Source organism: Streptomyces sp. SudanB182_2057 (assembly GCF_964272715.1).
Taxonomy (GTDB): Bacteria; Actinomycetota; Actinomycetes; order Streptomycetales; family Streptomycetaceae; genus Streptomyces; species Streptomyces rubradiris.
In genome coordinates this window covers 8,611,465-8,634,058 of the sequence record NZ_OZ186798.1, presented here as the reverse complement: position 1 = coordinate 8,634,058, position 22,594 = coordinate 8,611,465, and the positions used below count along the sequence as shown (strand labels likewise).

Annotated in this window: 19 protein-coding genes and 3 pseudogenes; 11 read left to right on the top strand and 11 right to left on the bottom strand. The window is 69.7% G+C overall.

The genetic code is table 11. The annotated features are described in order from the left end of the window. Positions 1 to 891 precede the first annotated feature (891 nt). Positions 892 to 1,113, bottom strand: a complete 222-nt coding sequence (locus tag ACSURM_RS38195; protein ID WP_436960850.1) for a hypothetical protein — start codon at positions 1,111 to 1,113, stop codon at positions 892 to 894. Between the two features lie 62 nt (positions 1,114 to 1,175). On the opposite strand from ACSURM_RS38195, the gene ACSURM_RS38190 reads away from it, so the two are divergent. Continuing rightward, positions 1,176 to 2,101 (top strand): IS5 family transposase gene (locus ACSURM_RS38190; protein ID WP_436952712.1). Its coding sequence is split into 2 segments (ribosomal slippage): positions 1,176 to 1,553 and positions 1,556 to 2,101, totalling 924 coding nucleotides; the frame shifts between segments, so codons are not numbered across the junction. A gap of 520 nt (positions 2,102 to 2,621) precedes the next feature. On the opposite strand, the pseudogene sucB reads toward ACSURM_RS38190, so the two are convergent. From sucB to ACSURM_RS38170, 4 genes and pseudogenes are all read right to left on the bottom strand, one after another. Continuing rightward, positions 2,622 to 3,950 (bottom strand): annotated as a pseudogene (gene sucB / locus ACSURM_RS38185) (2-oxoglutarate dehydrogenase, E2 component, dihydrolipoamide succinyltransferase); the annotation flags it as partial. Positions 3,951 to 3,953: 3 nt separating this feature from the next. Beyond that, complete coding sequence (aceE, locus tag ACSURM_RS38180; protein ID WP_436960848.1) at positions 3,954 to 6,608, bottom strand: pyruvate dehydrogenase (acetyl-transferring), homodimeric type; 2,655 nt, start codon at positions 6,606 to 6,608, stop codon at positions 3,954 to 3,956. A gap of 209 nt (positions 6,609 to 6,817) precedes the next feature. Further along, on the bottom strand, positions 6,818 to 7,600 hold the full coding sequence (locus ACSURM_RS38175) for a DsbA family oxidoreductase (RefSeq protein WP_436960846.1): 783 nt from the start codon (positions 7,598 to 7,600) through the stop codon (positions 6,818 to 6,820). Next, the gene (locus tag ACSURM_RS38170) at positions 7,600 to 8,223 is read right to left on the bottom strand and encodes a GntR family transcriptional regulator (RefSeq protein ID WP_436961271.1); all 624 of its coding nucleotides are present in this window, start codon (positions 8,221 to 8,223) and stop codon (positions 7,600 to 7,602) included. The genes ACSURM_RS38175 and ACSURM_RS38170 overlap by 1 nt, the downstream gene beginning before the upstream one ends. A 332-nt stretch (positions 8,224 to 8,555) precedes the next feature. Here ACSURM_RS38170 and ACSURM_RS38165 point away from each other — a divergent pair, with 332 nt between their 5' ends. Genes ACSURM_RS38165 through ACSURM_RS38145 form a run of 5 tightly spaced genes read left to right on the top strand, consistent with a single transcriptional unit; the run spans position 8,556 to position 12,173 of the window. Further along, a complete protein-coding gene (locus ACSURM_RS38165; RefSeq protein ID WP_436960844.1) occupies positions 8,556 to 9,710 on the top strand; it encodes a pyridoxal phosphate-dependent aminotransferase in 1,155 nt (384 codons plus the stop codon). Continuing rightward, complete coding sequence (locus ACSURM_RS38160) at positions 9,700 to 10,209, top strand: DUF6190 family protein (protein ID WP_436960842.1); 510 nt, start codon at positions 9,700 to 9,702, stop codon at positions 10,207 to 10,209. The genes ACSURM_RS38165 and ACSURM_RS38160 overlap by 11 nt, the downstream gene beginning before the upstream one ends. Then, on the top strand, positions 10,196 to 11,023 hold the full coding sequence (locus ACSURM_RS38155; RefSeq protein WP_436960840.1) for a dihydrodipicolinate synthase family protein: 828 nt from the start codon (positions 10,196 to 10,198) through the stop codon (positions 11,021 to 11,023). Before ACSURM_RS38160 ends, ACSURM_RS38155 begins: the two co-directional genes overlap by 14 nt. A 32-nt stretch (positions 11,024 to 11,055) precedes the next feature. Then, positions 11,056 to 11,910: an iron-containing redox enzyme family protein gene (locus tag ACSURM_RS38150; protein WP_436960838.1), complete on the top strand. Its 855-nt coding sequence runs from the start codon at positions 11,056 to 11,058 to the stop codon at positions 11,908 to 11,910. Then, positions 11,907 to 12,173: a Rieske (2Fe-2S) protein gene (locus tag ACSURM_RS38145; protein ID WP_436960836.1), complete on the top strand. Its 267-nt coding sequence runs from the start codon at positions 11,907 to 11,909 to the stop codon at positions 12,171 to 12,173. Before ACSURM_RS38150 ends, ACSURM_RS38145 begins: the two co-directional genes overlap by 4 nt. A 346-nt stretch (positions 12,174 to 12,519) precedes the next feature. Here the strand turns inward: ACSURM_RS38145 and ACSURM_RS38140 are convergent, their stop codons facing one another. Genes ACSURM_RS38140 through ACSURM_RS38130 form a run of 3 tightly spaced genes read right to left on the bottom strand, consistent with a single transcriptional unit; the run spans position 12,520 to position 13,956 of the window. Beyond that, on the bottom strand, positions 12,520 to 12,747 hold the full coding sequence (locus tag ACSURM_RS38140; protein ID WP_436960834.1) for a hypothetical protein: 228 nt from the start codon (positions 12,745 to 12,747) through the stop codon (positions 12,520 to 12,522). Between the two features lie 58 nt (positions 12,748 to 12,805). Then, positions 12,806 to 13,669: an endonuclease domain-containing protein gene (locus tag ACSURM_RS38135; RefSeq protein WP_436960832.1), complete on the bottom strand. Its 864-nt coding sequence runs from the start codon at positions 13,667 to 13,669 to the stop codon at positions 12,806 to 12,808. Further along, entirely contained in the window at positions 13,666 to 13,956 is a 291-nt protein-coding gene (locus ACSURM_RS38130; protein WP_436960830.1) for a hypothetical protein, read from the bottom strand. The genes ACSURM_RS38135 and ACSURM_RS38130 overlap by 4 nt, the downstream gene beginning before the upstream one ends. A 165-nt stretch (positions 13,957 to 14,121) precedes the next feature. Here ACSURM_RS38130 and ACSURM_RS38125 point away from each other — a divergent pair, with 165 nt between their 5' ends. Next, entirely contained in the window at positions 14,122 to 15,300 is a 1,179-nt protein-coding gene (locus ACSURM_RS38125; protein ID WP_436960829.1) for an IS110 family transposase, read from the top strand. Here ACSURM_RS38125 and ACSURM_RS38120 read toward each other — a convergent pair. Next, positions 15,297 to 15,809, bottom strand: coding sequence for a hypothetical protein (locus ACSURM_RS38120; RefSeq protein ID WP_436960827.1), 513 nt, complete (start codon positions 15,807 to 15,809; stop codon positions 15,297 to 15,299). The two genes, ACSURM_RS38125 and ACSURM_RS38120, sit on opposite strands and share 4 nt — an antisense overlap. A 686-nt stretch (positions 15,810 to 16,495) precedes the next feature. Between ACSURM_RS38120 and ACSURM_RS38115 the strand changes: the two genes are divergently transcribed. The 4 genes and pseudogenes from ACSURM_RS38115 to ACSURM_RS38100 all read left to right on the top strand — a co-directional run bounded on the left by ACSURM_RS38115 (position 16,496) and on the right by ACSURM_RS38100 (position 20,562). Then, positions 16,496 to 17,776, top strand: coding sequence for an alpha/beta hydrolase family protein (locus ACSURM_RS38115; protein WP_436960825.1), 1,281 nt, complete (start codon positions 16,496 to 16,498; stop codon positions 17,774 to 17,776). Positions 17,777 to 18,843: 1,067 nt separating this feature from the next. Continuing rightward, positions 18,844 to 19,056 (top strand): hypothetical protein, encoded by a 213-nt coding sequence (locus ACSURM_RS38110; protein ID WP_436960824.1) that lies wholly within the window; start codon positions 18,844 to 18,846, stop codon positions 19,054 to 19,056. Positions 19,057 to 19,643: 587 nt separating this feature from the next. Further along, a pseudogene (locus tag ACSURM_RS38105) lies at positions 19,644 to 19,838 on the top strand (hypothetical protein); the annotation flags it as partial. A gap of 129 nt (positions 19,839 to 19,967) precedes the next feature. Further along, a pseudogene (locus tag ACSURM_RS38100) lies at positions 19,968 to 20,562 on the top strand (class F sortase). A gap of 35 nt (positions 20,563 to 20,597) precedes the next feature. Here the strand turns inward: ACSURM_RS38100 and aroC are convergent. After that, a complete protein-coding gene (aroC, locus tag ACSURM_RS38095; protein ID WP_436960822.1) occupies positions 20,598 to 21,782 on the bottom strand; it encodes a chorismate synthase in 1,185 nt (394 codons plus the stop codon). Continuing rightward, entirely contained in the window at positions 21,779 to 22,591 is an 813-nt protein-coding gene (locus tag ACSURM_RS38090) for a 3-deoxy-7-phosphoheptulonate synthase (RefSeq protein ID WP_436960820.1), read from the bottom strand. Before ACSURM_RS38090 ends, aroC begins: the two co-directional genes overlap by 4 nt. Between the last annotated feature and the right edge of the window lie 3 nt (positions 22,592 to 22,594).

Below are 22,594 nucleotides of genomic sequence, written 5' to 3'. Positions count from 1 at the left end.
GGATATGCCCCGGCAAGCCGGGGCATAGTGTGCGAATTGCGCAAGCGCAATTCGGATTCCGGCGCAAGCGCCGGAATAGAATTCCGCAAGCGGAATTCTAAAAGCGGGTCAATCCGCGCAAGCGCGAATTGTGGGCACCCGCGCAAGCGCGGGTGCTGAGGCTGGCTACGAGGGGAGGTGCATCACGCGCGGGCCTGTGTAGAACTTGGGGTTCCCAGCCACCACCCTTGCAACGGAAGTGACGGACCGTCGGCCTGACGGGGTGCCGACCTCACCACAGTGACGGGCTCCGCTGCGCTCCACCCGAACCCCTCCCCGGCTTTCAAACCCGCCCCGACGCATTCACCGATGCCCCGCTAACACACACGTCTAACCCTCCGAGAGGTGTACAATCTGACGATGCATCACCCGGGCGAACGAACAAACTGACAGACTGATGCATCATGTGACGCTGCTGTGTAGTATTTGGGGTTCCTGTAGCACCACCCCGTACCCCGGTGGAAAACTACCCGCATAATTCGAGATTGCGCGTCCGTTAATTGATCAGCCATAGACCGGAAGCCCCAATATGCGAGAGTCACAATTCGGCGTACAGAGGTACCTGAGCCGTCCGGCCCCCAGGGCCGGACGGCGGAACCGATCACCGTCACAGGCCGCGCCAAGTGGGGCCGCACACTCGACGACCACCTTGGCCAGAGGAGCGCGGAAGAGAACCGCGTGACCTTCTCTTGATCTGAGAAGCACCAACTCGTATACGCGCCACCACCGCTGGCACCTCCTCGGCAATCACCTGCCGTGAACGTGCGGCCGTCCAGACCGGGCAGCGGGGCATGTATACAGCTGTGGCCCCGAGCACACCGAATGTGTTCGGGGCCACGGCCACACGGGAGGTCAGCTGGCGTCGGGATTCCCGCTGTCCAGCCGGGTCAGCAGCTCCACGATCTGCGCCTGATTCCGGTCGATCTTCTCGGTCAATCCCCGGACCTCCTCGCCGAGGCTGCTCACCTTTGTGTCCAGGTTCCCCACCTTCTGATCAAGGTTGCCGACCTGCACCCGCACCGCGGTGAGATCGCTCTTGACGATCCCGAACTCCCGGTCGGTCCGCTCCGTCACGTCCTCTAGGACTTGTCCGGCCGATCATGTGACTACTTTGCGCTCGGGTCGTTGATGTGGACATGGGGCGGGGTGATCTGACGGATGCCGAGTGGGAACGGCTGCGGCCGTTCCTGCCGGTCAGTAACAGGCGTTGTGGCAGGTGGCGGGACCACCGGCAGGTGATCGACGGGATTCTGCACCGGGTGCGGACCGGGGTGCAGTGGCGTGACCTGCCCGAACGGTTCGGGCCGTGGAAGACCGTCTACGAACGCCACCGGCTGTGGTCGGCCGACGGCACCTGGGAGCGTCTGCTCCAGCAGGTCCAGGCCGCGGCCGACGCGGCGGGTGAGATCGACTGGGACATCGCGGTGGACTCCACCATCGTGCGTGCTCATCAGCACGCGGCCGGAGCCCGGACCGAGCCGCCGCCGGCGTCAAAGGGGGCCGAAGAGATGGAACACCAGGGCGAAACGCCGTGGCAGAGCCTGCTCGCCCGCCTGGTGGAGGTGGTGCTGGAGGTGAGGGCCTGGGGCGCTCGCGGGGCGGGTTCACCAGCAAGCTCCACCTGAGCGCGGACGGTCGCTGCCGCCCGTTGTCTGTGGTGGTCACCGGCGGGCAGAGGGCGGACTGCACCCAGTTCAAGCCGGTCCTTGAAAAGATCCGCGTCCCCCGGACCGGACCGGGCAGGCCGCGCAAGAAACCCGACAGCCTGGCGGCCGACAAGGCTTACAGCAACGGACCCTGCCGCGAGTACCTGCGACGGCGGGGCATCCGCCACACGATCCCCGAGAAGACCGACAGCCAGGCCGCCCGCCTGCGAAAGGGCTCGCGTGGCGGACGGCCACCCGGCTTCGACGAAGACCGCTACAAGAAACGCAACACGGTCGAGCGGGCGATCAACCGGCTGAAGCAGTCCCGGGCAGTCGCCACCCGCTACGACAAACGCGGGTACGTCTTCCTCGGCACCGCCACAGCGGCAGCCCTGATCATCTGGCTGCGAACTTGATCGCCCGGACAAGTCCTAAGCGCCGGGTGAGAGCAGCGATCTCAGCCTGTGCGATGGGGTCCTCAGGTATGCGGAACTCGTGCCAGATCATCAAGGGGGCGGGTGGTTGTCAGGGCTTTCCCCCTATCGGAGGAACCGTCGAGTCTCGCGCGTCTTCACTGGCGCCTGCGCAGCGTCCGACGCGGTGGCCGGAGCGGTCCGGGGCGCGGGCCCGGAATCCGGGGGGGCAGGGCCCGCACGGTGCGGACCGCGTTGGTGTCGGCCGCTTCGTTGGCCGTGGCGATGATCCGTGCGGTGATCAGGCGCAGCTGGGTGGCGTGAGCCGAGGAGTCCGGGCGCAGGTCCAGCTGTCCGGTCTCCGGGTGGAACGCGACGGCCGCGACGTGGCGGGGTAGCCGGCGCGGCGGCGACGAGGACGGTGCCCCGTCACCCGAACGGGTGGGCCGGCGGACGGGTCCCGAGGGCCGTGGAGTGCCTCGGGGCCCGTCCGTTCACCGGTGGGCCGGCGGTCCTGGCGTTGTCACAGGCCCAGTTCGGCGGCGAACTCGCCCGCCTCCAGGATCTGCTTGACCGAGGTCAGGTAGCGGGCCGCGTCGGCGCCGTCCACCAGACGGTGGTCGTAGGAGAGTGTCACGAAGGTCATGTCACGCACGGCGATGGTGTCGCCCAGTGCCGGGTCGGAGAGGACGACCGGGCGTTTGACCGTGGCGCCGATGCCCAGGATGGCGACTTGGTCGGGCGGGACGATGACCGTGTCGAAGAGCGCACCGCGCGAACCCGTGTTGGAGATCGTGAAGGTGGCGCCGGCCAGATCGTCCGGGGTGATCCTGCCGGTGCGGACCTTGTCGGCCAGTTCCGCCGTCCTCCTGGCGATGCCCGCGATGTTCAGCTCACCCGCGCCCTTGATGACCGGGGTCATCAGCCCCTTCTCCGAGTCGACGGCGATGCCGACGTTCTCGTGGTCGAAGTAGGTGATCGTGCCCTCGTCGTAGTCGAGGCGGGCGTTGATGACCGGGTGGGCCTTCAGCGCCTGGACGGCGGCCTTGACGAAGAACGGCATCGGGGAGAGCTTGACGCCCTCGCGGGCGGCGAAGCCGTCCTTGGCCTCGGCACGGAGCCTCATCAGCTTCGTGGTGTCGACCTCGACGGCCGAGGTCAGCTGGGCCTGCTCCTGCAACGCCCTGTGCATGTTGTCCGCGATGGCCTTGCGGATGCGCGTGAGCTTGACCGTCCGGCCGCGCAGCGCGGACGCCTTTGGGGGCGGTGCCGTCGGGGCGGCGGCCGGAGCCGGGGCCGCCGCGGCGGTCCTGGCGGCCTCGGAGGTCCCGGCGGCCTCGGAGGTCCTGGCGGCCTCGGCGGCGGCGATGACGTCCTGCTTGCGGACGCGGCCGCCGACGCCGGTGCCCTGGACGGTGGCCAGGTCCACGCCGCTCTCGGCGGCGAGCCGGCGCACCAGCGGGGTCACGTAGGCGCCGTCGTCCACGCCGGTCGCACCGGCGGGGGCGGTCGGGGCCGGAACGGGCGGAGCGGGGGCGGTCGGAGCGGGGGCGGGCGGGGCCGGGTCGGCGGGGGCCGCAGCGGGCGGGGGCGGCGGCGTCACGGTGGTGCCGGGCGCACCGATCACGGCGAGTACGGCGCCCACCCGGGCGGTCTCGTCCTCACCGACGGTGATCTCCAGGATCACACCGGCGGCGGGTGAGGGGATCTCGGTGTCGACCTTGTCCGTGGAGACCTCCAGGAGCGGCTCGTCCTGAGCGACTTCCTCGCCGACCTCCTTCAGCCAGCGGGTGACGATGCCCTCGGTGACGCTTTCCCCGAGGGCCGGCAGGGTGACAGAGACGGACACGGCGGTTCACTCCTTCCCGGTCAGGCCGTAGCGCCGGGCGGCGGCGTCGGGCACGTCCGGCTTCACGTCGCCGCGGGCGGCGAGCGTGCGCAGGGCGTGTACGACGATGGACTCGGCGTCGACGCCGAAGTGGCGGCGCACGTTGGCCCGGTTGTCGGAGAGGCCGAAGCCGTCGGTGCCCATGGAGGTCCACTGCTGCGGTACCCAGGGGGCGATCTGGTCGGGAACGGCGCGCATCCAGTCGGACACCGCGAGGACCGGGCCCGGCGTGCCGGCCAGCGCCTCGGTGACGTACGGGGTGCGGCCCTGGGCCTCGGCCTCCATCGCGTCGCGGCGCAGCAGTGTCCAGGAGGGGGCGGACCATACGTCGGCGGCCACGTTCCAGTCGGCGGCCAGCAGTTCCTGGGCCTGGAGGATCCAGTGGATGGCCGTCCCGGAGGCGAGCAGTTGCAGGCGCGGGGCGTCCGCGGCGGCGGTGCCGGCCGGCCGGTAGCGGTACAGACCGCGCAGGATCCCCTGCTCGATGCCCTCCGCCTGCGGCATCGGCGGCTGGATTTTGGTCTCGTTGTAGACGGTGAGGTAGTAGAAGACGTCCTCGGGGCTCTCGCCGTACATGCGCCGCAGTCCCTCGCGGACGATCACGGCGACCTCGTAGGCGAAGGCGGGGTCGTAGGGCAGGCATGCGGGGTTGGTGGAGGCGATGAGGTGTGAGTGGCCGTCCGCGTGCTGGAGGCCCTCGCCGGTCATGGTGGTGCGTCCCGCGGTGGCGCCGATGACGAAGCCCCGGCCCAGTTGGTCGGCGAGCGCCCAGAACTGGTCGGCGGTCCGCTGCCATCCGAACATCGAGTAGAAGATGTAGAAGGGGATCATCGGCTCGCCGTGCGTCGCGTACGACGTGGCGGCGGCGGTGAAGGAGGCGAGGGAGCCGGCCTCGGTGATGCCCTCGTTGAGGATCTGGCCGGTGGTGGACTCCTTGTAGTAGAGGAGCTGGTCGCGGTCGACGGGCTCGTAGGTCTGCCCCTTGGGGGAGTAGATCCCGGCGGACGGGAACAGCGACTCCATGCCGAAGGTGCGGGCCTCGTCCGGGACGACGGGCACCCAGCGTGCGCCGGTCTCCTTCTCCCGCATCAGGTCCTTGACCAGGCGGACGAAGGCCATGGTGGTGGCGATCTCCTGGGTGCCCGAGCCCTTGGCCAGTGCCGCGAACGGCTTGTCGGCGGGGGCGGGCAGCGGGCGGGCGAGGACCCGGCGGGCGGGAGCGGGGCCGCCGAGCGCACGGCGGCGCTCCTGGAGGTAGGCGATCTCCTCGGAGTCCGCTCCGGGGTGCGCGTAGGGAATGAGGCCCTCGCCCAGCCGGGAGTCGGGGATGGGCAGCTCCAGGAGGTCGCGCATCGCGCGGAATTCCTTGCCGGACAGCTTCTTCATCTGGTGGTTGGCGTTGCGTGACTCGAAGCCGGGGCCGAGTGTCCAGCCCTTGACCGTCTGCAGCAGGACGACCGTCGGCGCGCCGCGGTGGTCGAGGGCCGCCCGGTAGGCGGCGTGGACCTTGCGGGGTTCGTGCCCGCCGCGTGAGGTGCCGATGATCCGGGCGAGGTCGGCGTCGCTGTAGGGGCGGGCGAGGTCGGCGAGGGCGCCGGTGAACAGGTGCTCGCGGATGTACGCGCCGTCGCGGGCGGCGAATGTCTGCAGCTGGCCGTCGGGCAGGGTGTCGAGGGCGTCGAGGAGCGAGCCGTCAAAGTCCGCGGCCAGCAGGCCGTCCCACTCCGCGCCCCAGGGGACCTTGACGACGTTCCAGCCGGCGGCGCGGAACTGTGCCTCCAGCTCCTGCATGATCTTGAAGTTGCCGCGCACCGGGCCGTCGAGGCGCTGCAGGTTGCAGTTGATGACGAACGTGAGGTTGTCGAGTTCCTCGCGGGCGGCGAGGGCGAGGGCCGCGGTGGACTCCGGTTCGTCCATCTCGCCGTCGCCGAGGAAGGCCCAGACGTGGCTGTGGCTGGTGTCCTTGATCCCGCGGTGGTGCAGATAGCGGTTGAACCGGGCCTGGTAGATCGCCGAGAGCGGGCCGAGTCCCATGGAGACGGTCGGGAACTCCCACAGCCAGGGCAGTCGCCGGGGGTGGGGGTAGGAGGGCAGGCCGCCGCCGGCGGCCTCCATCCGGAAGCGGTCCAGGTCGGCCTCGTTCAGCCGGCCTTCGAGGAAGGCGCGGGCGTACACGCCGGGTGAGGCGTGGCCCTGGATGTAGAGCTGGTCACCGCTGCCGTCGGCGTCCTTGCCCTTGAAGAAGTGCTGGAAGCCGACCTCGTAGAGCCATGCGGCCGAGGCGTAGGTGGCCATGTGCCCGCCGAGGCCGCCTCGTTCGTTTCCGCGGGTGACCATGGCGGCGGCGTTCCACCTGTTCCATGCTGTGATCCGCGCTTCCATCGCCTCGTCGCCGGGGTAGGCCGGTTCGGCGGCGGTCGGGATGGTGTTGACGTAGGGGGTCACGGACGGCGGCGGCAGCGGCACTCCGGTCCGGCGGGCGTGATCGACGATCCGTCGCAGCAGCCGCGCGGTGCGCTGTGGCCCGACGGCGCCGACCGCGCCGTCCACGGAGGCGAGCCATTCGGCCACCTCCTGCGGGTCGGGTTCCGGCAGCTGGTCCAGCTGGTGGATCGGGGACATGGGATCGCCCTTCTGTGACGCGGGCCAGACCGGAACCGGGTAGGCCACTTGGCGGCGGCCGGTTTGTGTGGGTGGCACCGGCCGACTGGTCGTCGAAACCCTCGCGCTCATTACTTCCGCATTATGGAAGTTCGATTCCTCATTACAGAAACTACGTGCCGTCAGGTTGCATGGTCAATTGCTACCGGCCGGTAATTTTCAATGATCGATCAAAACTGCCGCGAGTGTCGGGAGGCCTCGGCCAGGCCGGCGGCGGTGCGCAGGACGGTCTCCCACGCGGTGGGGTCGTCCCGGGTGACCTCGGGGAAGCCGGTTCCGTAGGCGCCGTGCCAGGTCGCCTCGACGCCGGGGTTGGCCCATTCGCTGCCGTCGGAGGCGAACACGTGCGGACTGCACCGCACCCGGTGGCGGCGGGCGCACTGGAAGTCGAGGGTCACCAGGCGGCGGGCCCGGCCGTCGTCCAGCCCCTCGGCGATCAGGTCGCCGCGCACCCCCGGCGTCTCGCGGGCAAGGGCGATGATCTCCGAACGGGCGCCGATGGGCCGGCTGTGCGCCCAGAACGCCTGCCGCACGGCCAGGTCGAGCGCCTCGGCGGCCTCAAGTCCCTGCTCCTTGGCCAGTTGCACGGCCTCCAGCGCGAACAGCGAGGTGGAGGGGAACTTCCAGTCCGGCGAGCGCCACATCTGCCACCCGGCGTCCGGCTCGATGCGCGCGATCCCCCCGACCTCGGAGTCGGTGCCCCGGCGCGGGCTCGGGCCGTCGTTGAACATCTCCAGGGGGAAGGCGCGGTGGTCGATCCGCACCCGTTCGGTCAGTCCCAGCCGCTCCCGCGTGCTGTGCAGGCGGTACAGGGCGACGTGCGCGAACGAGCACCAGATGTCGGAGAAGACCGTCAGGGTGCCCGGTGGCGTGGTGGTGCGGGGGTCGGCGAGCCGCGCGACGTCGTGCGCCGGCAGGTCGGCCGCGGGGTGCAGGGGTTCGGCCGTCGGCATCAGGCGTTCCTCGATTCGTGTGCGTAGTCCATGACGTGCAGCTCCATCAGGCGTCCCAGGTGCGGATCGCCCCGGCGCAGGCCCTCGACGATCTCCTCGTGGTCCTCCGCGTTGTCGTGCAGCTCGGTGCGCAGCCACCGCAGGGACAGGCGGGTCCAGGCCTCGACGCCGAGCCAGTCCCAGTGCCGGATCAGGACCGGGTTCCCGCAGGCGTAGACGATGGCGCGGTGGAAGGCCACGCCGTGCAGGGCCTGGTCGTCGACGTCCCCGCCGGCCGCGGCCCGGCGCATGGCGAGCAGGTGCCGCTCGAGCACGGCGACGTTCCCGGCCAGGCGGGGGGCGGCCAGCATCACCGCGCGCCGTTCGAGGGAGGCGCGCACAAGGTACACGTCGCGCAGCTGGTCCAGGGTCAGCTCCCGTACCCGCACGCCTTTGTTGGGCGTGGAGGTCACGAGTTCCATGGTCTCCAGCTCGCGCAGCGCCTCGCGCACCGGCGCCTGGCTGACGCCCAGTTCGAGCGCGATGCGGCGCTCCACGATCCGGTCCCCGGGCTCCCAGCGGCCGGCCACCAGGCCTTCGAGGACGAAGACCCGCACGCGTTCGTGCAGGGGGACCCGCTCCAGGGCGGCGCCCGGCCTGGCGGCTCTGGGGGGCGGGGAGGATTCGGGCACCGCGGGGTTCGTGGGAAGAGACAACTCGGTTCTCCTCGGCTCAGACCATTTGAGCAATGATCGATCATCGGTTACGGTACTCGAACGACCAACCGCGTCCGTGGCAGACCTCTGTTGTCGCGTATCGGATGCGCCGGGTGTGGGCCCGGCCTCGCGAACTGTCGATTTCTCACCAGCGCCGCAGCGCGCTTTTCCATCACCCGCCTCGCCGGACCGGCCCTTAGACGCCCTGTCATCGCACAGCGCTGCGTCCCGCGGCCGGCCGGCACCGCCCAGGGAGAAGCATGACCGAGCAGCTGCTCGACCTCACTCAGCACGAGATCCAGGCCCTGCAGACCCGGCACAACCTCGCGGACGCACACACCCACCAGGAGCAGTCGCCGACCCAGCGGGACATCGTCGCCAACCTGCCCGAGCTGTGGTACGAAGCCGAGAAATCCCGCCAGATCGACCTGGAGAACCAGTTCAAAGAGGCCTTCTTCCGCCTCCACGGCCAGGACAGCGTCCGCCGGGACACGACCATGCTCTCCTACGCCGCGTCCATCTCCACCCTCGTCGCCGGCATGTACCTCAGCCGCAACGGCATATCCGTCTCGCTGATCGAGCCGTGCTTCGACAACCTGCCCGACGTGCTGAAGAACGTCGGTGTCAGCCCGCGGCCGATCCCGGAGAGCGTCCTGCACGACGCCGACCGGATCTACGACGAACTCGTCCGGCACGTAAAGACCGACGCCCTGTTCCTCGTCGACCCCAACAACCCGACCGGGTTCACGCTCCTCCAGCACGGCCGCAAGGGTTTTGAGGAGGTCGTCCGCTACTGCGTCGACCACGACAAACTCTTCGTCGTCGACCTGTGCTTCGCCGCCTTCGCCCTGGCCGACCCGCGCTTCGGCCGCTTCGACCTGTACAAACTCCTCGACGAGTCGGGCGTGCGGTACATCGCGCTCGAGGACACCGGCAAGACCTGGCCGCTGCAGGACGCCAAGTGCGCCATGCTCACCTGCAGCGCCGGCCTCTACGAGGAGGTCTACAACATCCACACCAGCGTCCTGCTGGACGTCTCCCCGTTCATCCTCAACTTCCTCACCCGCTACGTCGAGGACTCCATCGCCGACAACATGAAGTCGATCCGCGACGTCGTCACGACGAACCGCGAGACCGCGCAGAAGGTCCTCGCCGGCAGCCTGCTCGAACACATCGACCCGGCCGTCAACGTCAGCGTCGCCTGGTTCCGGATCACCGACGAGAACCTCAAGGCCACCGACCTGCAGCGCAAGCTCACCGAGCACGACGTCTACGTCCTGCCGGGCACCTACTTCTTCTGGCACACCCCGGAGAAGGGCGAGCGCTACGTCCGCATGGCGCTGGCCCGGGACGCCGCGGAGTTCGAGGAGGCCGTCCTCACGCTGCGCGAGGTGGTGGACTCCCTTGCCGGCTGACCCGCGTACCGAGACATACATCGACGCGTCCCTCTTCATGGGGATGCACGCCGCCGAACCGGACGTCCGGCAGGCCTGCGCCGCCTTCTTCACCCGGCACCTGCACGACCGGGTGTGGATGACGTACGAGGAGGTGGGGCGCTGCGACGACGTCGTCTGGGGCCTGCCGCGCGAGACGCAGGACGCCTACTACCCGTTCATGGACGTCCTGCACAGCACCATGCCGATCAAGCGGACCCCCTACACGGAGGACGCCTGGAAGGCCGCCGCCGACCTGCCCGGGACGGCCGGCCTGTCGCTGCGCGAGAAGCTCCTGCTGGCCTCTGCCGTCACCGCCGGCGCCCGGCTGGTCACGGTGAACCCCCGCCTGCTGAGGCTGGCCGGCGACGGCCTGGCCGTCGGCGCCCCCGACCGGGCGGCCGCCGGGGGCTTCCCGGAACCGCTGGCCGGCCTGTACCGCACCTCACTCGTCCTGGAGGTCGACCATGCCCGTGTCTGACCAGAAGACGCGCAACGTGGCGCGCCTGCGCGAGCTGACAGGGGTGATCGTCCCCCTCGTCACGCCCGTCGACGACAACGGCAAGGTGGACGAGGCGTCCGTGGCCCGCCTGCTGGACACCCTGCACGGCAGCGTGGACGGGTTCATGCCGGCGCTCAGCTCCGGCGAGGGATGGAAGCTGTCCCTCACGCAGTGGATGGACATGGTCCGCTACACCGTGCGCCACGCCCGCGGCCTGCCGGTGCTGGCGGGCGCGGAACTCGGCTTCGCCCCGCTGATCGCCGGCCGCAGCGAACTGGCGGCCTCCCTCGGCGCCGACGCCATCGTCGTGCCGCCGCCGTTCAGCAAGACCGAGAGCAACCAGCTCGGCTTCGTCGAGCACGTCCACGCCGTCGAACGCGACAGCGACCTGCCGATCTTCCTCTACTGCGAGAACGAGGTGTCGGGGTGGTCGCTGGACGCGGCCGAACTCGCCCAGGTGTGCGCGCTGCCGAGCGTCATCGGCGTCAAGGAGTCCAGCGCCGACGAGGACTTCACCCGGCGCCTCCTGGCCTGCGACCCGGGCGTGCCCGTGTTCCAGGGCTGGGAGCACCTGATCACCAAGGTGACGAAAACCGCCGGGTTCATCGGTTCGCTGGCGAACCTGGAACCGGAGGCGTGCCGGGCCGCCCTCGCACACCCCGACGGGGTGCGGCAGGCGCGCGTCGACGAACTGAGCAGACGCTACAAGCTCGACACCGAGGACTGGTACGTGCACATCAAGAAGGAACTCGCGGCCCGGGGCGTCATCGGCACCGGCCTGCCCGTCGACTGACCTCGACTGACCTCGCGAAGGAGGAGACACCCATGACCATCACCGCGCCCCCCGCGGCCACCGGCCGGCTCACTCCCCAGGCCCGTCTTTTCACACTCAACCGTTCCATCCCCACACCCGATGAACTGCGCGAGCTGATCGCCCTCGAAGAGGACCAGATAGCCCGGCGCGCGGCCCGTATCGAGGCCTCGGCCCCGCCCATGGCGGGCCGGGCCGACCTGATGCGCCTGATCAAGGAACGCCTGGCGCAGGAGGAGGCCGACCCGCCCGCATGCGAGCGCGTTCTGGCCGAGGACCTCACCCGCAACCAGTTCCGCGAGGTCGTCGCGCAGTTCGCGGTCGACGGCCTGACGGAGTCGGAGTCCTTCCTGCCCATCGTCTGGCGGCTGCCCAGGCGGGCCAAGATGGCCGTCTTCCGCGTCCTGGTCGACGAGTTCGGCTGCGGCAACCTCGACCAGGCCCACTTCAACATCTACCGGGAACTCGCCGGGGAACTCGGCCTGCCGCAGGACGAGCGGGACTACCTGCACAGCACCAACCCCGAGACGTTCGACTACGTCAACATGTTCTTCTGGGCGGCGACACGGGCACCCCGCCCCGAATACTTCCTCGGATGCCTGTGCTACCTGGAATCCAGCATCCTCTACGCGTTCAAGTGCTTCGCCGACGGCGCGACCCGGCTCGGCCTGCAAGGCGCGCGCTACTACACCGAACACCTGCACATCGACACCTTCCACGCCAAAGAACTCCACAACGCCATCCGCGAGTTCGACGCGGAAGCGGACCTCCAGCCGGCGAAGGTGTGGACCGGATTCATGCTCGCCAGCCAGATCCTGGGCGCCGCCACCGAAGCCGCGGTCGCCTCGGCACAGCGGACCGCACCATGAAACGCCCACCGGAGGTGACCATCGAACAGACCGGTGACAACACACTGAAAATCACCATCGGCGACAAACAATACGAAATCGAGGCGTTCTGCCCACACCGCCGCGGACACCTGGCCCACGGATACGTCAACACCCGCGCACTGCGCATCACCTGCCCCCTGCACCACTCCAGCTACAGCCTGGAAACCGGCACACTCACGGCCGGCCCCAGCGGCCGCACCCTGTGCTCCCGCCGGATCGACCAGACAGCGGAACAATCCTGAAGCGCGACACCACCCGCTCCGGGTGACAGCCGGGTACCAGCCGCGCGCCGGGCCCGCCCGCGCGGACCCGGCGCAACACGGACCCGCCCGGGACACGCACCGCCCCCACGCCCAGCCGACACCGTCACCGCCCCCCACACCCACCACGCCACCCTGCGACCCGCCCCCGGCCCGCCCACCCCCCGGCACACACCGCCTCGACGCGAGCCGCCGAGCAGCTGCTACGGCCGTGCAGTCCTACCCGTCCGCGACAGACGCGAACTGACACCCGGAAGCCCCCGACTGTGATCCTTGCAGTCGGGGGCTTGTGATCTTCGGCTATCGGACCCTACTGACTACATATCCGTCAGCCGTATACCCACAGCTCGTAGTCGTCACCGGGAACCCAGCTGCCGTTCTTGCATTCGTACCTGCTCCACCAGCCGCTCTGTATGCCCATCCTGCCCGCATCGGCGCAGTCGCTCTTCCAGGTGTAGTAGCCGTACAGATACCACGAAGCGGCGGCCACATCGGCCGCCCTCTTCTGCTGCGGCGCAGAGGCGACCTGCGCGGTTGTCGCGGCTTGGGCGGGCACTGCGACTCCCCCTACCAAGAGCGCAGACCCCAGCGCTATGCCAGCGAGAACACCACGTTTACGCATGACCTCTCTTCCCTTCCCTGAGACGCATCGCAAATTCGCGACGAGAGTCGTTGGAATACAGCGGACTCTGCGCACACATCGTGGCCGTCCGACCTTGGAGAAACCTTGGGGAAAACCTGAATTTCCAGGCCCGGGACAAACTATCTGAGCATGAATTTGGCCCGGACAGTGTCCGCAACAGCGGAGCGTCCATCCATGACGACGAACGGGGGCGGCGCGCCGCCCCGCTCCCCAGCGGGCCGTGCAGGGGCAGCTGGACTTCGCCATCAGAGAGCCGACGCGGCGGGACCCGGACGCCCTCTTCTGACGCCTCAGCCCCCGTTGGGGTAACAGGTCTAACCGGGGCTGACGTGTTCGGTTCGATCCGTGTCAGGTCAGGCCGGCGGAGGCGTTGCCGTCCCACGCGTCCATCCTGGGCGGGGCGGGTTTTACGTGCTGGCCGGTGAGCGGGGCGCGGTAGCGGATCGTAAGGCCAAGGATCGCTGTGGGCGTCCAGCTCGCGGTATAGGGCGAAGACGCTGCCCGGACCGAAGGCGGCGCCCTCTCGGGTGTTGCAGGAGACGCAGAGCCAGCCGCGGACAAGGCCCGTGGCGTGATCGTGGTCGAGGACGAGGCGGTGGCCGGTCCGCCCGCAGACGGCACAGCGGTCAGCCTGCCACGTCCCGAGGACCGTGCGGTCGGCGTCCAGGGCGCTCGCTGCCTCCTGCAGGAGCTCCAGGACCTTCTCGCCGTAGCCGGTGGTGTCGATGCCGTCCCAAAAGCGGCGCTCGGTGTCGTCCCGGTCTGGCCGTGTGGTGGGCCAAGACCAGCAGGCGGGTTCACCGGTACGGCGGCCACCTCCCTGCGGGCGAGTCACAGGCCGATCCCGACCAGCGGCGAGTTCTTCACGCGGTCGACATCGTCCATGTACCGGGCGAGGTCGCGGGAGCCGTCGGCCCAGCCGCCCGCCCGGGCGATCTCTAGCGGGTCGTGTCCGGCGGCGCGGGCGGCAGTAGCGAAGCCGCGGCGCAGGCAGTGCCCGGACCAGTCGCCGACAAGCTCGCCCACGAGGACCTGAGCGATGCCGGCATCCTCCAGCTCGCCGGCGTGCTCGCCCCCGTCGTCCTCCTGGCCGCCGACCGTGACGTGATCCGCTGGTGTCACCGGGCCCGAGAGGCGCCGTTGGGGACGCTGATGAGAGGTCTGACCCCCGCCTGGTCGGGCGCAAAGCCTGGCATCCCGCGGGCGGCAGGACTGCATAACGTGGATACGCGCATACGACGCCAACGCCCTGGCCAGCACCGCACAAACCCGGTACAGGAGGATGGGTTGTACGACATCGACGACGTGGGCGTCTTCCTCGGCTTGGACGTCGGCAAGAGTGCCCACCACGGCCATGGGCTGACCCCGTCCGGGAAGAAGGTCTTCGACAAACAGCTACCCAACAGCGAGCCGAAGCTGCGGGCCGTCTTCGACAAGCTGGCCGCAAAGTTCAACACCGTGCTGGTGATCGTGGACCAGCCCGCCTCGATCGGAGCCCTGCCCCTTACGGTCGCCCGGCACGCTCGCTGCAAGGTCGCCTACCTGCCCGGACTCGCAATGCGGCGGATCGCCGACTTGTATCCCGGCGAGGCGAAGACCGATGCGAAGGACGCCGCGGTGATCGCGGATGCCGCACGGACCATGCCGCACACCCTGCGCTCGCTTCATCTGACCGACGAGATCACCGCCGAGCTGACCGTGCTCGTCGGCTTCGACCAGGACCTCGCGGCCGAGGCGACCCGCACCTCGAACCGGATACGCGGCCTGCTCACCCAGTTCCACCCCAGCCTGGAACGCGTCCTTGGCCCACGCCTGGACCACTGCGCGGTGACCTGGCTGCTGGAACGCTACGGCTCCCCGGCCGCGCTGCCGAAAGCCGGACGCCGCAAGCTCGTCGAGCTCATCAGACCCAAAGCTCCACGTATGGCCGAGCGGCTGATCGACGAGGTCTTCGATGCCCTGGGCGAGCAGACCGTCATCGTTCCAAGCACGGGCACCCTCGACATCGTCATCCCATCCTTTGCTCGTTCGCTCGCCGCCGTCCATGAACAGCGACGAGCCCTTGAGACACAGATCCGGCAGTTGCTGGAGGCTCACCCTCTTTCCCCGGTCCTGACCTCGATTCCGGGGGTCGCGGTCAGGACCGCCGCCACCTTGCTGGTCACCGTCGGCGACAGAACCAGCTTTCCCACCGCCGCACATCCGGCCTTCTACGCCGGACTCGCCCCGACGACGAAGTCCTCGGGAACCTCGATCCACAGCGAACACACGCCCAGAGGCAGAAACCGGCAACTCAAACGGGCGATGTTCCTGTCCGCGTTCGCCGCCCTGCACGATCCCGCCTCCCGCACCTACTACAACAAGTGCCGGGCCCGCGGAAACACCCACACGCAGGCTCCTCTCCATCTCGCCCGCCACCGCATCAGCGTCCTGTTCGCCATGCTCCGCGACAGCGCCTTCCACTAATCCCGGCCTGCAGCGACGGTCAGTTGAACTCCGAGGGCATCTGCCAGCAGAACCACGCGATCGGCCCTGGGGTCGAACCCGAGCACCGGCTTCCCCCGGTCTCCTTCTCCGGTCATCAGCACGGGCCTGCCCAGCCGGCGCCCGATCATGCCGAGGAGGCCGCACAGGACATTCACTCCTTCCTGGCCTTGCAACTCCCGGAGATCGACATCGAAGTCGATCTCACCGGCCGACATCGGCCAGAAGTTCACCTGCACATCCGCCACAGGCCATACCTTCAGCAGGGCCGTGTCCGCGTCCGTGGGCCGTGACAGCACCTCCTGCGCCGAGGGCAAAGGCATGCGAACACAGCCTTCCCAGTACTCCCACGTCCACCCGCTCGACCCGGCCAGATCGAACACCGCCTGCCAGTCATCGACCGAGGTGTCGGTCACGGACACATCAGGCAGAGCACCCATCAGGTCAGGGTCGAAGAAGTTCCTGACGTCATCCCACAGCAGATCCGGCATGCCGCCATGCTGCCCACCAGCCCGGCCAAACGCAGCTCGATTCCTTGACGAACCCCATAGAGGCCCCCGCAGGCCCGTCCGGGTAGGACGTCTCCAGCCGGTACAGCGCCTTGTGCAGGGCCTGGGAGAGCCCCCGGGCGCGGCCGGCCACGAAGGGTGCCATGGCCTGGAACAGCTCGGCCACAGGGTCGTGGGCTGGCCCCGTGCGGCGGGCGGCGGCGCGGCGCCGGTACGCCTTCTGCCGGCACGGCGGCCCGCAGTACGACGAATCCGCACGCCCAGCCGTAACGGGCGCCCCGCACGCGCCGCACGGCCGCCCCGATCCCTTGCCGCCGTTACGGATCCGCGTGAGAGAAGTACGGCACGCCCTCGAGCACGTCACCCCGGCCAGCAGCTTCTCCGCCCGCCGGACGACGGCCAGATGGCAGGCGGCGCACGGCGTGGGCGGCAGTACCTCTCCCCGGCCGACCAGGTCCTCCCACCGGGCCGCCGCCGTCCAGGCCGCCGGTCGTCTCGCGGCGGCGACAAGGGGGGCTGTCGCATTCGGGTGTGGCTCCTTCACAGGACCGGTGCTCAGGGGGGCTGCCTCTCCCTCACTCCCGGGGGTGTGCACCAGTGCGTCCAGCACCGCTTCCGATGAAGGCTGGCCTCACGTCGGACCAGCCCGAGTCGAGGGAGAACATGCCGTGCCCGTCGCTCGAACCCCGCACCGCCACTGGCGAGTCACCACAGCTGCCGTCGCCGCCACGATCCTCGCTGGGGCGGGGGCCGTCAGCGCCGCCGCCGAATCACGGACGTCCGCCGCGCGCTCCTCCAACGCCGCTGCCCAGCGCGGCGTCCTGCTCTCCGCCGAGTTGCTCTACACCCTCACGACGGCCAAGGACTCTGCGGCCGAGCTCACTGCCTCCGGGTACGATCCCGGCGCGGCCCGCCACGGCGTGGACGCGTACCGACTCACCTACCGCACCATCGACGCCAAGGGCCAACCCACTACCGCCAGTGGTCTGTTCACCATCCCGCGCGGGACCCAGCGACGTCTGCGGACCGTCTCGTTCGCCCACGGCACCGGCGTCCATCGCATCGACGCGCCCTCGATGCAGCGAAAGGTGTTCCTGACCGGCCCCTCCACCACATATGCCTCCGCGGGCTTCGCCACCGTCGCACCCGACTACCTGGGCATGGGCACAGGCCCGGGCCAGCACCCCTGGATGGACGTGCCGTCCGAGGCCACGGCCTCCCTCGATCTACTTCGTGCCGCCCGCCAGTTCGCCCCAAGCACCGGACACACCCTGGACCGTGACGTCCTGGCCACCGGCTTCTCGCAGGGCGCGTCAGCAGCGCTCGGGCTCGGCAGAGCCCTCCACGCGGGCGCGGACCGGTACTTCAGGCTCGGCGCCCTCGCCCCCGTCAGCGGGGCCTACGACTTCGGGGGTGCGGAGATCCCGGCGCTGCTCGCGGACGACAGTGAGCTGGAGCCGAGGTGGGGCGTGGTGTACGCCGCGTACACATTGGTCGCCTTCGACCGCGTTCACGATGTGTACGACATTCCGAGCAAGGTGTTCCGCGACCCTGCCGTGGAGGAATTGTTCGACGGCATGCACACCGGCCCGCAATTGATCAGCGCGCTGCCCCGTACGCTGGACGAACTGCTGACGCCGTACGGGCGCGACCTGCTGACCCGGCCCAAGGGTGGCCTCGCAACCGGGCTGCGCGGGACCGACAGCGTGTGCAAGGACTGGAAGCCCAAGGCGCCGATCCGGCTCTACATGGCGCAGGGTGATGAGCAAGCGACCGTCCGGAACACGGCCAACTGCGCTGCGGCCTTCCAAGAGAGGGAAGCCGGGGTGTCGGTCGTCGATCTCGGCGCCGTCGACCACCAGAAGTCACGGCACCTCGGCTCGAATGTGCAGGGAACGGCACAGGTGGTGCGCTGGTTCAGCTCGCTCCGCACGGGCAGCAACCGCTGACCCGCCCTCGCGCCGACCACCGAGCCCAGCCGGTTTGAGAGGCGACCTGCTCTGCCGTGAGCTGTGGTCGACAGTGAGACGAGTGCTCACCTTCCGGCCCCGGTGAGCGTCTCGGCGCCCTGGGGGCGACGCTCGGTCACCGCACGGCGCGGCAGGCGGGCAGGGAGCGGTCCAGTAGAGTCGAAAAAGCGCCCGCAGCCAGTTCGGTTGGCTGCGGGCGCCCTTGTGGTCCTGCTTCGGCAACGCTCACGGTCGTTGCGGCTCCGTTGGAGCCTAGGCCAGCCCGGGACATTCTGTCTGGAAACGGAACTCAGGGCGCGTAGTGAACGGCCTGAGTTCACCTATTTACCCAACTTCGCGTATTACGGAATGAGGCGTGCATGTGGTATCAGCGTGAAATTCTCCCGGATGGGGAGCGTGTGCATTGGGGCTGGGAGCCGGGTAAAGGGGTGGGGCCTCTGCGGTTCGGCCAGAACGCCGACGAGGTATCCGAGGCTCTTGGTGTGCCGTTCGGCGGATGGCCCTCAGGGGACCAGTGGGTGCCTTTCTATGATGTAGGCGTTGACACCTATTATCACGAGGAGAAGAGGACGCTAGCGGCAGTCGCAATTGACCCGTTCGACGGTCCTCAAGTCACCTATAACGGGTTCAGCTTGGTAGGTCGGCTTCCATCCGAACTAACTCCTTGGGTCGAGGAAACTGCTGACACGCTTGAGGGTGAGGAAGTCCCTCGTGGCATGAGAGGGCTACAGTTTGGCTCTAACGGGGAGGTCGGACTTCCAGCGCTAGGCCTCATCATGCGCTGCCTACAAAACGGCGACTATGCTCGGACTCGCCCTGTTTTCATCGCTCCAGAGTGGGCGGAACTATGCATGGACCACCATAATGGTCTGATTCCCGCAAGGGAGTGGAAGATCTACTGACGAAGCCACGCAAGGGCGACCACGGGTCGGCCCGGCTCCTGATACGGCGGGGCCGCCAAAGCCGCACGCTCCTCCGGCAACACGCTCCTGACCGCGCACCACATAGGCACGCTCGCCCAGTTCGAGGCGCACGCCGGCAACGGCATGCGCCTCGAACCTCGTCGGCGCGCCCGGCGGGTGCTCGGCGAGCAGCGCCCGGTCGTCGCCGACGCATGGCTGCTGACCGTGGAAGCCCTCGGGCGCGCGGTGGCCAGCGACCGGCGCGGGGCGGACCGGGCTCTGGCCGAGTCCCGTGCAGCCGCCGCGATCGCGTTGATCTGGCCCAGCAGCGCCGTCCGCGCGATACTGACCAGCTGATGGGGCAACCGGGCCCGGCAGTGGTGCGCAGGGCGTCGCGCAGAGCGGCCATGGCGTCGGCTGAGGGGTGGCCGTCGGCCAGACGCCGTGCCGCCTCGAACCGGTTCTCGTTGAGGCGCCCGGAGCACGACTGCAGGTTCAGCTGCGTCGGCGCCGTGCCATCCTCGGTGACGTCGCGCCTGCCGTGCGATCGCCGCAGCGTGGGCCACCGGCCAGTCGACGTTCCTGGTGGTGGGGCCGTCGTTACGGCTGTGCCTGCGGGTTGGCCGTGCTGCGGGCCGAGTGCAGGGCGGCGCGCAGACAGCGCCCGTCGGCCGTGTCCGGGATCCTGACCCGGGCGGGGTCCATGGCAGCGAGGCGGGCCAGAGCCGATTCCTGTCATCTCCTCTGGTAACGAGCTGCGGAGGTGCCGGATGGAAGGACCGATTCGCTGGTCCACCCGGCAGATATCACGAACACCGACGAGTAACACGGCCTGGTGCCATGCCGGCCTGGGCTGAGAAAGAGGCGTGGATGTTTTGTCCGACACCGGGACCGAGGGCCGGGCAGGAGAGCCGGCAGCGGGCGTGGATGACGAGCTGGTCGCCCAGCTGGTGGCGCGGGCCCAGGCCGATGGGCTGCGGCTGACGGGTGAGGGAGGTTTGCTGCAGCAGCTGCCGGGGGTCGGCGGCGCCCTGGGCCCCGATCCCGTGCAGACCGCGGCCGGCGTGGCGGCATTGGCCGTCGCCGCCGCGGGCGGTACCTGGCTCCTGCATCGCCGGGCGAGAGGCGACGGGATCTGACGGACACCCTCCGCTGTCCGTCCGCCGGTACCGCACTCCCCGCCCCCTCCGGGTCCGACGCCCCTCGCGGCCCGGAGGGGGGTACGGGCACTCAAGGAGGCACAGTGCGCAGGCTCAAGCAACGCCACCATAGCGGGCGTCACGGTCGTCGCCCTGTGTTCCGGGGCCTGGCTGCTGCGCAGCGGCACCGCGACGCACGCGACGCCGCAGCTGACGGCGGGCCAGGCCCGGCCCGGCCCCGCCGACCCGCGCTCGGCGCCCGCGCTGCCGCCCTCCCCGCCCGACCGCATCCGGATCCCCGCGATCCGCGTGAACGCCCCCCCTGGCGGGTCTCGGGCTGACGAGCACCGGCAGCCTCGATGTCCCGCCCGCCGACCGCCGGAACCTCGCCGGGTGGTACCAGGCCGGCACCACCCCCGGGGAGCAAGGCACCGCGATCGTCGCCGGCCACGTCGACAACGCCGACGGCCCGGCCGTCTTCTACTCGCTCGGTGCCCTGAAGAAGGGCGACACGATCGAGGTGGACCGACGGGACGGCGGCGTGGCCGTGTTCTCCGTGGACGCGGTCGAGGTGTACGCCGCGAAGGACTTCCCCGACGAGAAGGTGTACGGGGCGGCCCGGCGACCCGAGCTGCGGGTCATCACCTGCGGTGGCGGCTACTCACCCGCCACGGGCTACCAGGGGAACGTCGTGGTGTTCGCGCATCTGACGGGCAGCCGCTGAGGCCGCGCTGCCGCCCTCTCGGCCCCGCCGGCCGCTCATCGGATGGCCAGGGTGCCGAGGTAGCCGCGGACGTTGCGGCGGGTCTCGGCCACGCTGTCGCCGCCGAACTTCTCCGCCACCGCGTCCGCCAGCACCAGGGCCACCATCGCCTCCGCCACGATCCCGGCCGCCGGCACCGCGCACACGTCGGAGCGCTGATGGTGGGCCTGGGCCGGCTCGCCGGTGGTGACGTCCACGGTCTTCAGCGCCCGCGGCACGGTCGCGATCGGCTTCATCGCCGCCCGCACCCGCAGCAGCTCACCCGTCGACAGACCACCCTCCGTACCCCCGGCACGGCCCGTGACCCGCCTGATCCCCTCGTCCGTGACCACGATCTCGTCGTGCGCCTTCGAACCCGGCACCCGCGCCAGCTCGAAACCGTCACCGACCTCCACACCCTTGATCGCCTGGATCCCCATCAGCGCCGCCGCCAGCCGAGCGTCCAGCCGCCGGTCCCAGTGCACATGCGAGCCCAGCCCGACGGGCACCCCGTACGCCAGCACCTCCACCACACCACCCAGGGTGTCACCGTCCTTGTGCGCCTGGTCGATCTCCGCGACCATCGCCTTCGACGCGTCCGCGTCCAGGCAGCGCACCGGATCCGCGTCCAGCCGCTCCACATCCCCCGGCGTCGGGTACACCCCGTACGGCGCCCGCGCCGAGGCCAGCTCCACCACATGCGAGACGACCTCGACCCCGGCCGTCTCCTTCAGGTACGACCGGGCCACCGCGCCCAGCGCCACCCGCGCCGCCGTCTCGCGCGCCGAGGCACGCTCCAGAATCGGACGGGCCTCCTCGAAGCCGTACTTCTGCATCCCCGCCAGGTCGGCGTGGCCCGGGCGGGGCCGGGTCAGCGGGGCGTTGCGGGCCAGCCTGGCCAGGATCTCCGGGTCCACCGGGTCGGCCGCCATGACCTGCTCCCACTTCGGCCACTCGGTGTTCCCCACCATCACCGCCACCGGCGAACCCAGCGTCAGCCCGTGCCGGACACCACCCAGGAAAGTGACCTCGTCCCGCTCGAACTTCATCCGCGCACCACGGCCATAGCCGAGCCGCCGCCGCGCCAGATGATCCGCCACCATCTCCGTGGTGATCGGCACGCCGGCGGGAAGACCCTCCAGCGTCGCCACGAGTGCGGGACCGTGGGACTCCCCCGCGGTCAGCCAGCGCAGCGAGCTCACCGGCGCCCCCGCCGCCGCCGTGCGGTCTCCGTCAGAAACTCGGCGACCAGGAAGGCCAGGTCGAGGGACTGACGGCGGTTCAGACGCGGGTCGCAGGTGGACTCGTAGCGCGCGGTGAGGTCGACGAAGTCGATCTCGTGGCCGCCGCCGACGCACTCGGTGACATCGTCGCCGGTCAGTTCCACGTGAATGCCTCCGGGGTGGGTCCCCAGCGACCTGTGCACCTCGAAGAAGCCCCGGACCTCGTCGAGGACGTCGTCGAAGCGGCGGGTCTTGTGGCCGGAGGGGGCCTCGATCGTGTTGCCGTGCATGGGGTCGCAGATCCAGGCGACCTGAGCCCCGGAGGCGGTGACCTTCTCCACGAGCGGCGCGAGCGCGTCCCGTACCTTGTCCTTGCCCATGCGGGTGATGAACGTCAGGCGCCCGGGCACCCGGTCCGGGTCAAGGCGGTCCACCAGCCGCAGGGCGGTGTCGGCCGTGGTGGCGGGGCCCAGCTTGACGCCGATGGGGTTGGCGACACGGGAGAAGTACTCCACGCGGGCCCCGTCGAGGTCACGCGTCCGCTCGCCTATCCACAGCATGTGTCCGGAGGCCGCGTACCTGACTCCCGTACGGGCGTCCGCACGGGTGAGGGCGGACTCGTAGTCCAGGAGCAGTCCTTCGTGGGACACGAAGAACTCGGCGCTGTCGAAGTCCTCCGGAGTGCCTCCGGTGGCGCGCATGAAGTCCAGGGCATGGTCGATGTGGTCGGCCAGCTGCTCGTACTTGCCCTTGGAGCTTTCAGCGCGCGACTTGTGCGTGGCGCGCATGAT

What these genes read in the sequence shown, in the direction of transcription:
- ACSURM_RS38165 (WP_436960844.1), top strand. Translation starts at nt 8,556, where the DNA reads ATGACCGAGCAGCTGCTCGACCTCACTCAGCACGAGATCCAGGCCCTG.
- ACSURM_RS38155 (WP_436960840.1), top strand. Translation starts at nt 10,196, where the DNA reads ATGCCCGTGTCTGACCAGAAGACGCGCAACGTGGCGCGCCTGCGCGAG.
- aceE (WP_436960848.1), bottom strand. Translation starts at nt 6,608, where the DNA reads ATGTCCCCGATCCACCAGCTGGACCAGCTGCCGGAACCCGACCCGCAG.
- ACSURM_RS38090 (WP_436960820.1), bottom strand. Translation starts at nt 22,591, where the DNA reads ATGCGCGCCACGCACAAGTCGCGCGCTGAAAGCTCCAAGGGCAAGTAC.
- ACSURM_RS38110 (WP_436960824.1), top strand. Translation starts at nt 18,844, where the DNA reads ATGCGCCTCGAACCTCGTCGGCGCGCCCGGCGGGTGCTCGGCGAGCAG.
- ACSURM_RS38150 (WP_436960838.1), top strand. Translation starts at nt 11,056, where the DNA reads ATGACCATCACCGCGCCCCCCGCGGCCACCGGCCGGCTCACTCCCCAG.
- ACSURM_RS38175 (WP_436960846.1), bottom strand. Translation starts at nt 7,600, where the DNA reads ATGCCGACGGCCGAACCCCTGCACCCCGCGGCCGACCTGCCGGCGCAC.
- ACSURM_RS38120 (WP_436960827.1), bottom strand. Translation starts at nt 15,809, where the DNA reads ATGCCGGATCTGCTGTGGGATGACGTCAGGAACTTCTTCGACCCTGAC.
- ACSURM_RS38145 (WP_436960836.1), top strand. Translation starts at nt 11,907, where the DNA reads ATGAAACGCCCACCGGAGGTGACCATCGAACAGACCGGTGACAACACA.